The sequence below is a fragment of the Gymnodinialimonas phycosphaerae genome (genome assembly GCF_019195455.1).
GTDB lineage: Bacteria > Pseudomonadota > Alphaproteobacteria > Rhodobacterales > Rhodobacteraceae > Gymnodinialimonas > Gymnodinialimonas phycosphaerae.
Genome location: NZ_JAIMBW010000001.1, coordinates 1,314,002 through 1,326,070, shown reverse-complemented (window position 1 = coordinate 1,326,070; position 12,069 = coordinate 1,314,002). Strand labels below are relative to the sequence as shown.

Here is a 12,069-nt window from a genome sequence, read left to right as displayed (position 1 = left end):
CCTCAAACTCAAATCATGTCGCGGGGGCCTGGCCCTTGCGCGTTTATTCCTTGGACGAGGGCACCGGACCGGCGGCTGCCGGACGCGGGATCGACGAGGACGGCGCTTCGGGCGCGGACGGCGACGAGGGTGCCCCGGTGGACACGGGCGTGCGGGCTGCCGGGATCGGATTGTTGGCACCGGTGGACAGCGGATCTTCTGCGCGCTGAACAGAACCCTCGAAGTGGGCGCCGGACTCGATCGCGATGGTCTTGTGGATGATATCACCTTCCACGCGGGCGGTAGAGGTCAGGCGAACCTTCAGGCCGCGGACACGACCCACGACACGTCCCGTGACGACGATGTCGTCTGCCACGATCTCACCTTCGATGTTGGCGCTTTCGCCAACCGTCAGAAGATGGGCGCGGATGTCGCCCTGCACGGTGCCTTCGACCTGAATGTCGCCGGTTGTGCGCAGATTGCCCACAATCGTCAGGTCCGTGGACAGCATCGAAGGTTGTGGCTTGGTCTTGCTGCCGGTGGCCGCAGAGGTGTTTGGTTTGTTCATGGTATCTCCAGAAGGTGTGCCCGACGCGGCGGCCGAACCAGCACTGGCGGACCCCGACGACGCATCGCCAGCCTTGGATCCGGGTTCATTGATCTTGGATTTAGAAAACATTGCGTCCTGCCCTTATGAACGTCATCGGATTAACGGGCGTACCGTTGCGATGCACCTCGTAGTGCAAATGCGTGCCCGTGCACCGACCCGTGCAGCCCATATCACCGATAAGCTCACCGCGCGAGACCCTTTCCCCTTCGCTCACACGAATGCGCGACAAATGGGCGTAGCGGGTCATGAAGCCGTTGGCATGGGTGATTTCCACTATATTGCCATAACCGCTCATCCGTCCAGCGCGGGTCACTGTCCCCTCGCCACCGGCGACAATCTGCGTACCGCGGGCCCCGGCGAAGTCGATGCCGTTGTGCATCCGACGCGACCCGTTGAAGGGGTCGCCGCGCGGACCGAAGCCCGATGTATTGCGGAAGGTTCCGTTGACGGGCATCGCGAGCGGCAGTCGCTCGGCCGCGATGCGGTACATGTTGATCCGGTCGAGGCTTTCAAGAACCTCGTTGGCGCGCATCGACAGGCCGTCCGCAGGCTCCCCCGAGGTGGACAGGATCGGCGTCAGCGGGCCACCCTGGCCCGAATAGCCGCGGCGCACCGCATCGATCAGGTCTTCGGTATTCATGCCAGCCGCGCGGAACATCTCGTCCAGGGGTTCCATGGAAACGGCCACGGCCTCTTCCAACTGGCGGAAGACCCGGCTGGAACGTTCGTCCGTCAGGGCCGCCTGGAAGTTGAGGCGATTGATCTCTTCCTCGGCCTGGGCCACCATCGTGTAGCCGGTGTCGCGCTCTACAGCGGTCAGCTCGAGGGCCTGGTTGAGGAAGGCGAGGGTTTGCTCCAGCTCTTGCTCGCGCTCGGCGGCGGTCAACTGGGTGCCGGTGTCAGCCTGAAGCTCCGATTGCAACGCGGCCTGGGCCAGACGCGCTTCGTCGCGTTCGTCGATGGCCCGGCGCAGGGTGGCCTGGATCACATCCACCGCGATTTCCAACTCGCGCGAGCGTTGCTCACCGTCGAGCAGCTGGGTCTGCATCGCCGAGACCTGATCCATCGCCAAGGCGAAGCGATCCTGAGCCGCACTTGCGTCTGCCGCGCGGGCGTCGCGTTCAAGGGCCAGAGCGTTCAGGCGCTCTTGATACATGGCCTGTTCCCGCTCTGCCAATTCGCGGGCGTTTCCTGCCGAAATCGTGTCGATCAGAAAGAACGATGTTACGATAACCGTCCAGCCCACCATGACGGCGGACCCTAAAATGATGCTGGCCTGCGTGATCGGGCGGAGGCGGATAAACCGCGTTCCTTCTTCTGATTTCAGAAAAAGACGTTGTTCCGGCAAGTGCCGTTCAAACGCCGCATTCACGCGGCTAAAGAGCCGAGATGTCACTGTCCTTGCGCCTCGCTTCCCCTTGTTTGATGCCACATCGCCAGCTTGTCCCAGGCGGCAGCTGCAGCAAGCTTGGGGATAAGCCACGCTGCGCATTGTGCCAACACCCTAATGGATAACTCATTAAAACGCACCGAAAAAACGCGCAAATACGGCGGAAAATTGCCGACTGCTGGCGTGTTCTTGTAGCATAAGGCGGATTCAATCGGCCAAGGGCCAATAAAAATCAGGGGGAATGCCTGCCTCGGCGCGTTTTTCTTCGTTGAACGGCGGTTTCAGCGGTCCGTGGAAATAGCGCCGCACGAGGGTATGGAACGCCTGCGTCGGGTCCAGATCATGGCGGCCGCACAGGAAGTGAAACCATTTGGAGCCGTAGGCCACGTGGTGGACCTCTTCGGCGTAAATCACCTCCATCGCCGCAACGGCCTGTTTGGCGGCAGGGTCTTCACCCGCGTTCTGGAAGATCCGGATCATTCCCGGCGTCACGTCCAGCCCGCGCGCCTCCAGCACCATGGGCACCACGGCGAGGCGTCCCATCAGATCATCTGCCGTATCTTCGGCCGCCCGCCACATGCCCGCATGGGCCGCAAGCGCCCCGTAATGAGAGCCCATGGCCTCCAGGCAATCGGCGATCAGGTTGAAATGCTTGGATTCTTCATCCGCCGCCCGGACCCAATCGTCGAAGAAGCCAATGGGAAAGGGCGTGGCAGAGAACCGCGCGATCAGGTCCCAATGGAGGTCGACGGCATTCAACTCGATATGGGCCACCGCATGCAGGATCGCGATGCGCCCCTGTGGCGAGCCGGGCTTGCGCCGCGGCACGTCGCGCGGGTCCAGCAGGGCGGGCGCCGCTGGCCGTGCGGGGCTGTCGGGCGGGGAGGCGGTGCCGATCTCGGGCAGGGCACCGGTGTCGCGGGCCGCTTGCCATTGGGCCGCGAAGTCACGCGAGAGCGCGGTTTTCGCGCGGGCATCTGCGGTGCGCAGGACCTGGTCGGCCATGTGGGCAAGGGGGATCATGGGGTGCGTGTGGCCTGTGGCGGGAGATGAGTCAAACGGTGCGGCTTGCGCCGCATTCTTTTTATCAAGAGGGAGGGGGCCAGCCCCCTCTGCGCATCGCGGGCGATGCGCTCTCCCCCGGGATATTTTTGGAACGGGGAAGCAGGGGGGCTGGTCTTTGGGTTCAGAGGGCGCGTACGGCCTCCAGCACCTCTTCGGCGTGGCCGGGCACTTTCACCTTGCGCCAGACCTGGGCAATGTTGCCTGTGCCGTCGATCAGGAAGGTTGCCCGCTCGATCCCCATGTAGGTCTTGCCGTACATGTTCTTCTCTACCCAGGTGCCATATTGCTCGCAGACGTCGCTGTCGGCGTCGGAAACCAGCGGGATCGACAAGTCATGTTTGGTGATGAACTTGTCATGCTTGGCGGCGGTGTCCTTGGAGATGCCGATGATCACGGCGCCGGCCTCGGCGAAGGCGGATTCCAGGCCCGTGAAGGCAATGGCTTCTTTGGTGCAGCCGGGGGTGTCGTCCTTGGGGTAGAAAAACAGCACGACGGCCTTGGGGCGTTGGGCCGACAGCGTCAGCGTGTCGCCGCCATCGCGGGGCAGGGTGAAGTCGGGGGCGGGGTGGCCGATCTCTGGCATGGGAACTCCTTTGGGGCGTATGCGCATTCGCGTTGCAAGCTAGGGGTTTTGCGCGAAGAATAAAGGCCAAGAGTAGAGCAGGGTATAAGTAAGGCTGGCATGGCTGAGGGCGAGACACAGCAGGGACGCGGACGCAGGCGGGTTGTGATTGCCGTGCTGGCCATCGTGGTCTTCGTTTTCGTGGTGCCGGTCGGGGCTTTGTGGGCAAGGCTGTCGATCACGCCGATGAGCATGCCCGATGCGGTGCAGGCCAGAATCGAGGCGCGCATCAATGGTGCCATGGACGCGGGCGGCATGGGCGGCGACGTGGCGGTGGGCGACATGGTGCTGGCGCTGCCCCAGGGCGGCCGCGCACCGGCGCTGGAATTCCACGATGTGGTGGTGACGACGCGCGAGGGGGAGGTGCGCGCCGCGTTTCCCGTCCTGCGCCTGCGCATGGCGCCGGGGCCGCTGTTGCGCGGGCAAATGCGGGTCAAACGGATCATCGTGGCCGGCGCAGGCGTGAACATGACACGCAGCGCCGATGGCCGGGTTGACCTTGATTTCGCGGGCGCTGCCCCGGGCGACCGCGCAGAGCGCACGGTGGTCGAGACCTTGGCGCTGCTTGATCAGATGTTCGCCCGCGAGGCGTTCTCGTATCTGGAAGAGGTCCTGGGCGTCGACATGCAGGTCATCTTGGCCGATGCGGTCGCCGACCGCGACATCCGCCTGCACGGCGCCGAGGTGCGGCTGACGCGGGACGACGGGCGTATCACCCTAATGATCGGCGGCGAATTGGAGGGCAGCCGCAACGCCGAGGTGAACCTGTCCCTGCGCCGCGACGCGGCGCGCGGCGTCACGGATATGGGCATGGTCTTCGACACGCTGGCCGCACGCGATCTGGCGACGGCATCTCCGGCGCTGGCGTGGCTGGACCTGATGCGCGCGCCCATCGACGGACAGTTGAGCGCCGCCATGGCCGATGACGGCACCCTTGGTGCGCTGAGCGGCGCCTTGGACATCGGCGCGGGCGAGCTGCGCTTGCCGGGGCAGGAGGCCGCGGTGCCATTCACGGCCATGCAAGCGCGCCTGAGTTATGCGCCCGACACCCGCCGCGCCCGGTTCGAGGCCTTGCGCCTTGAGGGCGATCAACTGGCGTTCCAGGCCGAGGGCCATGCCGACGTCAGCCATGATGGCACTGTTTTCACGGGACAATTCGCGCTGCGTGACATCATGGCGAACCCCGAGAGTCTGTTCGACACGCCGCTGGAGATTGATGGCGCCGCGCTTGACCTGCGGCTGACCCTTGGCGAAACCGTGCGGGTCGATGTGGGCCAGGCCACGCTTTACGACGATGCGCTGCGCGTCAGCACATCGGGCCACCTGATCGCCGCGCCCGAGGGGGTCACACTGGCCATTGACGCGCAATTGCCGGAAATCGACGCGCCCACCCTCCTGTCCTACTGGCCCGCCACGGCGATCCCCAACACCCGCTGGTGGGTGGCGGAGCGGCTGCAAGCGGCCACCGCGCGCGGCACCAACTTCGCCCTGCGCCTTACGCCCGAGGCCGACCCGCTTTACGAGCTGTCCTTCGACTTCACCGACGCCGATATCCGCGCGTTGCCCGCCGCGCCGCCGATCCGCGGGGCGTCCGGTTTCCTCAGCCTGCAAAACGACCGCCTTTCGGTGGCCCTTGACGGCGGCGGGGTCGCGGCCGAGGGGCAGGGGGCGGTGTTGCTGGCAGGCTCGCGCATGCTGATCGCCGATGTCTCGCAACAAGGGCCGTTGGCCGAGTTCGACCTTGATCTGGCGAGCACAGTCCCGGACCTGATGCATGTTCTGGCAGGCCCGCCGTTCCGCGTGTTGGACGCCAGCGGCTTCGCCCCGGACGAAATCGGTGCTGGCCGGATCGTGGCCGAAGCGTCGCTGTCGACGCGGCTTCTGGACCGGACTGAGCAGACCGGGGTTGAGGGCATCGACGTTGTCGCCTCGGGCGTGGTGACGGGCTATCGGGGCGATGCGCTGATCGCGGGGCGTGTGCTGACCTCGGACCGGATCACCGTGACGCTGACGCCCGACCAGCTTGCCGTAGGCGGGCGCGGTGCGCTTGATGGCGTGCCTGTCACCGGGCAATGGAGCGTTCTGCTGGACCCCGACGCGCCCCCCGGCAGCCTGGTGGAGGCGCGCGCCAGGATCGACCGTGCGGCACTAGCTACGTTCGGGGTGGCGCTGCCCGAGTGGCTGATTTCGGGCCGGGGGGCGGCGGATCTGACCGTTTTCCTGCAAGCCGACAGCCCGGCGCGGTTGCAAATCCGCTCGGATCTCGATGGCATCGCGCTTGCGATCCCGCCCCTGGCCTGGTCGATGCCGGCGGGCCGCACCGGCGATTTCGCCGCCGAGATCACCCTCGGGCCCCGTCCAGAGGTGCGCTCCCTTACCCTGGAGGGCGGGGGCCTGTCGCTGGACGGCGCGGTGACCTTTACGCCCGATGGCTTCCTCAACCGCTTTTCCGCCGGGCGCTTCCGGTTGGGGCAATGGCTGGATGTGCAGGGCGGACTTGTGGGGCGGGGTACTGCCGCGCCGGGCATCGAGGTGACCGGCGGCGTGCTCGACTTTCGTACCATGCCGTCGCTTTCAGGCACCGGGGGCAGCGGCTCGGGCGATATCGGGCCGCTCGATATTCGGCTCAACACGATGCAGATCACCGAAGGGATTTCGCTCACCGATCTGCGCGCGTCGCTTGATGGGGCGTCCATGTCGGGGGAATTCCGAGGATTGGTGAACGGCGGCGCACAAGTGAACGGCCAGTTGGTCCCCAGCGCCAATGGCCCCTCCGTGCGCCTGCAATCGCGCGATGGCGGCGCGGTGCTGCGATCGGCCGATATCTTCGAGAACCTGCACGGCGGCACCCTTGACCTGATCCTTGCCGCGCGTCTCGAGGCGGGCCAATATGACGGTCGCCTGACCATCGAAGGGCCGCGTCTGCGCGATGCCTCGGTCATGGCGGAACTGTTGAACCTGATCTCCGTTGTGGGTTTGCTGGACCAGCTATCGGGCGACGGCATCAACCTCGGTGACGTCAACGGCAGTTTCCGCATCACGCCGCAGACGATCACGGTGCAAGAGGGGACCGCAGTGGGACCTTCCATGGGGTTCTCGATGGATGGTGTCTATGACGTGGCCAGCCAGCGCTACGAGATGCAGGGCGTGGTGTCGCCGTTCTACATCGTCAACGGGCTGTTCGGCGCGTTGTTCGCCCCCCGGCGCGAGGGACTTTTCGGGTTCAATTACCGCCTGATCGGCGATAGCGAGGACGTCCGGGTTTCCGTCAATCCCCTGTCGATTCTGACCCCCGGCGTCTTCCGCGAGATCTTCCGCGCCCCGCCGCCGGATTTCAGCCAATAGACACTAGCCAATAGGACCTGTCTTGAAACTTGATGATTTCGACTTCGATCTGCCTGACGGCCTGATCGCCACCCGCCCCGCGCGGCCCCGGTCCTCGGCAAAGCTGTTGGTGGCCGAGGGCGCGCAGACCCGTGATCTGACCGTGGCGGATCTGCCCTCGACCTTGCGTCCGGGCGATCGTCTGGTCCTCAACGACACCCGCGTGATCCCCGCGCGCCTGAGTGGCACCCGCACCCGCATGAGCGCGCAGGGAGAGGTCACAGCCAAGATCGAAGTGACCCTGATGGAGCCTCAGGCCGATGGTACGTGGTCTGCGTTGGGCAAGCCGATGCGCAAGCTGAAGGTTGGGGAGAAAGTGATATTCTCCAATGAACTGCAAGCCGAAGTTAAAGCGATAGATGAAGGGTTGCGGCTGGCGTTCAATGTGACCGGAGATGACTTTGACGCCGCGCTGAATGCGGCCGGTGCCATGCCCCTGCCGCCCTACATTGCCGGCAAGCGTGCCCCCGATGCCCGCGACCGCGAGGACTACCAGACGATCTGGGCCAGGCGCGCCGGTGCTGTCGCGGCCCCCACCGCGTCGCTGCATTTCGACGAAAACCTGATGGCAGCCCTTTCAGCGCGCGGCGTCGATGTGACCTTCGTGACGCTTCATGTGGGCGCGGGCACGTTCCTGCCCGTCACCGTGGATGACGTCACCTCCCACAAGATGCACGCCGAATGGGGCGAAGTCAGCGAGGCGGCCGCCGCCGAGATCAACGCCACCAAGGCCGCGGGCGGGCGTATCATTCCCGTCGGCACCACGGCCCTGCGCCTGATCGAATCCGCCGCGCGCGAGGGTGAAATCCACCCCTTCGAAGGCACCACCGAGATCTTCATCTACCCCGGTTACACGTGGCAAATCACCGATGCCCTGATGACCAACTTCCACCTGCCGAAATCGACGCTTCTGATGCTGGTGTCCGCGCTCATGGGCAAGGACCGCATGGATGCCGTTTATGCCCATGCCATCGCGCAGGGCTATCGCTTCTTTTCCTACGGTGACGCTTCCCTCCTTATTCCGTCGCAAACCTGACAGAACCGAGGCCCGAACGGGCGCAGAGGTCCCCTCTTTGCCGCCGCCAACACCCGAGCAACATACGAGGCCCTCATGTTTACCGTCATTCGCAACGCCTGGCCGCTTCTTCTGGGCATGTTCCTGCTGCAGATCGGTAACGGCCTTCAGGGCTCACTCATGGGTGTGCGGGGCGCGATCGAGGGGTTCTCGACCTTCCAGCTGTCGTTGATCGGGTCGGCCTACTTCATTGGCTTTCTCGGCGGCTCCAGCCTTGCGCCTAAGTTCATCGCGCGCGTGGGCCACGTCCGTGTCTTCGCGGCGCTTGGGTCGTTCATCTCGGCGATCGTGATCTCTTATCCCATCGTGACCGATCCCTATGCCTGGATCCTGTTGCGCATCGGCATCGGGTTCTCGCTGTCCGGGGTCTATGTGACGGCTGAGTCGTGGCTCAACAACTCCGCCACCAACGAGACACGTGGCCAATCGCTTTCGGCCTACATGTTGATGCAGATGTTCGGCCTTGTGGCGGCGCAGGGCATCCTTGCGACGGGCGACCCCTCTGGGTGGATGTTGTTTGTGATCCCCTCCATCCTCGTCTCACTCAGCTTTGCGCCGATCCTTTTGTCGGCCACGCCCACCCCGGCGATCGAAGAGACGCGGTCGATGTCCCTGCGCCAACTTTTCGACGCCTCGCCCTTCGCGTCGGTGTCCATGCTGCTGATGGGAAGCGTCTTCGCGGCGCAGTTCGCCATGGCCGCGGTCTATGCGACCGAGGCGGGGCTGAACCTGCAACAGCTGTCGGCCTTCGTCTCGGCGATCTTCATCGGCGCGATCATCCTGCAATATCCCATTGGCTGGTTCTCGGACCGGATGGACCGCCGTCTGTTGATCATCGGCGTGGCGGGGGCGGGGGCGCTTGTCGCCGTGGCGGGCATGTTCTTTGGTGACAACTACTATGCGCTGCTGCTGATCGCGGCGCTTTCAGGGGGCCTTGGGCAGCCGCTTTACGCGCTGATCATCGCCTACCTCAACGACTACCTGGAACCCCAAGACATGCCCGCCGCCTCAGGCGCGATGATCTTCATCAACGGCGTGGGGGCGATTACCGGCCCGCCGATCCTGGGCCTTTTGATGGGCTGGATCGGGCCTGCGGGCTTCTGGCTGTTCCTCGCGGTCATGTTGGCGGCGGTCACGGCCTACGGGATCTACCGGATCACCCAGCGCATCTCGGCCTACACCGAGGAAGACGACTACGACGCGGTTCCCTATGCCGCGATTATGCCTGGCACCGCATCGCCGGTGGCGGTTGAGGCCGCGCAGGAGTACTATGTCGAGGCCGCCGAAGAGATGGCCCAGGACGCTGAAGAAGAGGATTCCAAATGACCCGCGCATCTGATGTTGTGACGTTCTGGCTTAATGCCGGGCCAGAAAAATGGTATGCCAAGGACGACGCGTTCGACGCGGCGATCCGCGATCAGTTCGGACAGGACTGGCACGCGGCGCACGCCGGGTCGCTGCCCGATTGGGCAACCAATTCGCCTGGGGCCTTGGCGCTGGTGATCCTTCTGGATCAATTCCCCCGCAACATGCTCCGCGACGACCCCCGCGCCTTTGCCACCGATGCCAAGGCGCTTGAGATCTCTTCGCAATGCGTTGCCAAGGGCTGGGACCACGAGATCGCCGAGCCAGAGCGTCAGTTCATCTACATGCCCTACATGCATTCCGAGGACATGGATCACCAGAACACCTGCGTTGACCTTTTCGAGACGCGGATGGCGGGGGGCAACAACGCGCTGCACGCCCGTGTCCACCGCGAGATCATCGCCCGCTTCGGGCGCTTCCCCTATCGAAACGCCGCCCTTGGGCGCGACATGACCCCAGAAGAGCAGGCGTTCATCGACGGCGGCGGCTATGGCGCGATCCTTCGCGAGATGGAAGGGAACTAGACCGGCCACCTGCGCGTTTCCCTTTCGATAGCACCTGTGCCGAAAGGAGATACCAATGGGAACCTCAACCACGAACCACGGCCTTACGCCCAACCACGCGTTACGGTCCGTGGGCACCCGCAAGAACGCGTCCCTGACCGCCCCGGCAGAGACGAAGCCCGAATATGACCGCCACGATCCCCGCATCCATGCGTCGCCCGACACGCCTGCCAAGCCGTTCACGCGCACGGCGCAGTTCTGGCTGGCGCTTTGCGTTGCGGCCGTGGGCTGTGTGATCGCCACCGCCGCGCAACCCGCCTGGGGCACCGCGCCCCTTGCCGATTGGCTGATGCCCGTGGGCTATTTCACCGCCGGTATCGGCGTCACGGCGCTGTTCGTGTTCTGGGTCATCTACCGCGCCCGTTGAACCGCGCGCTCAGCCATGCGTGCAATGCATTGCGGCCTGCGACCTAGCGTCAATTGTGGGGTCTGGGGAAATGGTTTAACGTTGAACAAACGCAAAATTTGACGACCCAGACCTGGAGAAACCCACATGGCCGCACAGAACTTTGACCTCATCGTTATTGGGGCAGGCCCGGGCGGCTACGTCGCCGCCATTCGCGGCAGCCAGCTTGGCCTGAAGGTCGCCATTGTCGAGCGCGAGCACATGGGCGGGATCTGCCTCAACTGGGGCTGCATCCCGACAAAGGCGATGCTGCGGTCGTCCGAAGTGTTCCACCTGATGCACCGCGCCAAGGAATTCGGCCTGAAGGCCGACGGCATCGGGTATGACCTTGACGCGGTCGTGTCGCGCTCGCGCAAAGTGGCCAAACAGCTATCGGGCGGCGTGGCGCATCTGATGAAGAAGAACAAGGTGACCACCTTCATGGGCGAGGCCACGATCCCCGCCAAGGGAAAGGTGTCGGTGAAGACCGATAAGGGCACCGAAGAGCTGACCGCGAAGAACATCATCCTCGCCACCGGCGCGCGGGCGCGCGAACTTCCGGGCCTGGATGCTGACGGCAAGCGCGTCTGGACTTACAAGGCCGCGTTGACCCCACCCCATATGCCGAAGAAATTGCTGGTCATCGGATCGGGCGCCATCGGTATCGAATTCGCCAGCTTCTACAATACGCTTGGCGCCGACACGACCGTGGTCGAGGTCATGGACCGCGTGCTGCCCGTGGAAGACGCCGAGATCAGCGCCTTCGCCAAGAAGGCGTTCGAGAAGCAGGGCATGAAGATCATGCAAAAGGCGATGGTCAAGCAGCTTGACCGCGCCGACGACAAAGTCACCGCCCATATCGAGGTGAACGGAAAGGTCGAGAAGCAAGAGTTCGACACCGTGATCTCTGCTGTGGGCATCGTCGGCAACGTCGAAAACCTCGGGCTGGAAGCGCTTGGCGTGAAGATCGACCGCACCCATGTGGTGACGGATGAATACTGCCGCACTGGTGTGGATGGCCTCTACGCCATCGGCGACATCGCGGGCGCGCCGTGGTTGGCGCATAAGGCATCGCACGAAGGCGTCATGGTCGCCGAACTGGTCGCGGGCATGAAAGCCCACCCGATCAAGCCCGAGTCCATCGCCGGCTGCACCTACTGTCACCCGCAAGTCGCCTCCGTCGGTCTGACCGAGGCCAAGGCGAAAGAGAAGGGCTACAAGGTCAAGGTCGGCCGCTTCCCCTTCATCGGCAACGGCAAGGCCATCGCCCTGGGTGAGCCCGAGGGCATGATCAAGACGGTTTTCGACGAGAAGACCGGAGAGCTTCTGGGCGCCCACATGATCGGCGCGGAAGTGACCGAGCTGATCCAGGGCTATGTGGTGGGCCAGAAGTTGGAGACGACTGAACAAGATCTGATGGAGACTGTGTTCCCGCACCCGACATTGTCGGAGATGATGCACGAAAGCGTCCTCGACGCCTACGACCGGGTGATCCATATTTGACGGCTCCGCCGTCGGGGTCGCATCTGACGCAATTGATCTACCATTGATATACCCCAACGCGAACGGGCGGCCCCTTGGACCGCCCGTTTTTAAGTGTCGCGCTTCTGTTCCAGATGGCGTGCGCAAGC

The 12,069-nt window shown here is 64.3% G+C and carries 10 protein-coding genes; 6 read left to right on the top strand and 4 right to left on the bottom strand.

Annotation, left to right across the window (positions count from 1 at the left end):
* Positions 1–43: 43 nt before the first annotated feature.
* The 4 genes from KUL25_RS06480 to KUL25_RS06465 all read right to left on the bottom strand — a co-directional run bounded on the left by KUL25_RS06480 (position 44) and on the right by KUL25_RS06465 (position 3,627).
* Entirely contained in the window at positions 44–658 is a 615-nt protein-coding gene (locus KUL25_RS06480) for a bactofilin family protein (RefSeq protein WP_257892192.1), read from the bottom strand.
* Complete coding sequence (locus tag KUL25_RS06475) at positions 648–1,985, bottom strand: DUF5930 domain-containing protein (protein WP_257892191.1); 1,338 nt, start codon at positions 1,983–1,985, stop codon at positions 648–650. The genes KUL25_RS06480 and KUL25_RS06475 overlap by 11 nt, the downstream gene beginning before the upstream one ends.
* 201 nt (positions 1,986–2,186) lie before the next feature.
* A complete protein-coding gene (locus KUL25_RS06470) occupies positions 2,187–3,002 on the bottom strand; it encodes a ferritin-like domain-containing protein (RefSeq protein ID WP_257892190.1) in 816 nt (271 codons plus the stop codon).
* Positions 3,003–3,165: 163 nt separating this feature from the next.
* Positions 3,166–3,627: a peroxiredoxin gene (locus tag KUL25_RS06465; RefSeq protein ID WP_257892189.1), complete on the bottom strand. Its 462-nt coding sequence runs from the start codon at positions 3,625–3,627 to the stop codon at positions 3,166–3,168.
* 99 nt (positions 3,628–3,726) lie between these two features.
* Between KUL25_RS06465 and KUL25_RS06460 the strand changes: the two genes are divergently transcribed.
* The 6 genes from KUL25_RS06460 (at position 3,727) to lpdA (ending at position 11,941) form a co-directional block, all read left to right on the top strand.
* Complete coding sequence (locus tag KUL25_RS06460) at positions 3,727–7,011, top strand: AsmA-like C-terminal region-containing protein (RefSeq protein WP_257892188.1); 3,285 nt, start codon at positions 3,727–3,729, stop codon at positions 7,009–7,011.
* 22 nt (positions 7,012–7,033) lie between these two features.
* Positions 7,034–8,086 (top strand): tRNA preQ1(34) S-adenosylmethionine ribosyltransferase-isomerase QueA, encoded by a 1,053-nt coding sequence (gene queA, locus KUL25_RS06455; RefSeq protein ID WP_257892187.1) that lies wholly within the window; start codon positions 7,034–7,036, stop codon positions 8,084–8,086.
* A 75-nt stretch (positions 8,087–8,161) separates the two neighbouring features.
* Positions 8,162–9,451 (top strand): MFS transporter, encoded by a 1,290-nt coding sequence (locus tag KUL25_RS06450; protein ID WP_257892186.1) that lies wholly within the window; start codon positions 8,162–8,164, stop codon positions 9,449–9,451.
* Positions 9,448–10,014, top strand: a complete 567-nt coding sequence (locus KUL25_RS06445) for a DUF924 family protein (protein WP_257892185.1) — start codon at positions 9,448–9,450, stop codon at positions 10,012–10,014. Before KUL25_RS06450 ends, KUL25_RS06445 begins: the two co-directional genes overlap by 4 nt.
* Positions 10,015–10,069: 55 nt before the next feature.
* A complete protein-coding gene (locus KUL25_RS06440) occupies positions 10,070–10,420 on the top strand; it encodes a hypothetical protein (protein ID WP_257892184.1) in 351 nt (116 codons plus the stop codon).
* A gap of 126 nt (positions 10,421–10,546) precedes the next feature.
* Positions 10,547–11,941: a dihydrolipoyl dehydrogenase gene (gene lpdA / locus KUL25_RS06435; protein ID WP_257892183.1), complete on the top strand. Its 1,395-nt coding sequence runs from the start codon at positions 10,547–10,549 to the stop codon at positions 11,939–11,941.
* Positions 11,942–12,069: the final 128 nt, after the last annotated feature.

What these genes read in the sequence shown, in the direction of transcription:
- KUL25_RS06480 (WP_257892192.1), bottom strand. Translation starts at nt 658, where the DNA reads ATGTTTTCTAAATCCAAGATCAATGAACCCGGATCCAAGGCTGGCGAT.
- KUL25_RS06470 (WP_257892190.1), bottom strand. Translation starts at nt 3,002, where the DNA reads ATGATCCCCCTTGCCCACATGGCCGACCAGGTCCTGCGCACCGCAGAT.
- KUL25_RS06465 (WP_257892189.1), bottom strand. Translation starts at nt 3,627, where the DNA reads ATGCCAGAGATCGGCCACCCCGCCCCCGACTTCACCCTGCCCCGCGAT.
- KUL25_RS06460 (WP_257892188.1), top strand. Translation starts at nt 3,727, where the DNA reads ATGGCTGAGGGCGAGACACAGCAGGGACGCGGACGCAGGCGGGTTGTG.
- KUL25_RS06450 (WP_257892186.1), top strand. Translation starts at nt 8,162, where the DNA reads ATGTTTACCGTCATTCGCAACGCCTGGCCGCTTCTTCTGGGCATGTTC.
- KUL25_RS06445 (WP_257892185.1), top strand. Translation starts at nt 9,448, where the DNA reads ATGACCCGCGCATCTGATGTTGTGACGTTCTGGCTTAATGCCGGGCCA.
- KUL25_RS06440 (WP_257892184.1), top strand. Translation starts at nt 10,070, where the DNA reads ATGGGAACCTCAACCACGAACCACGGCCTTACGCCCAACCACGCGTTA.
- lpdA (WP_257892183.1), top strand. Translation starts at nt 10,547, where the DNA reads ATGGCCGCACAGAACTTTGACCTCATCGTTATTGGGGCAGGCCCGGGC.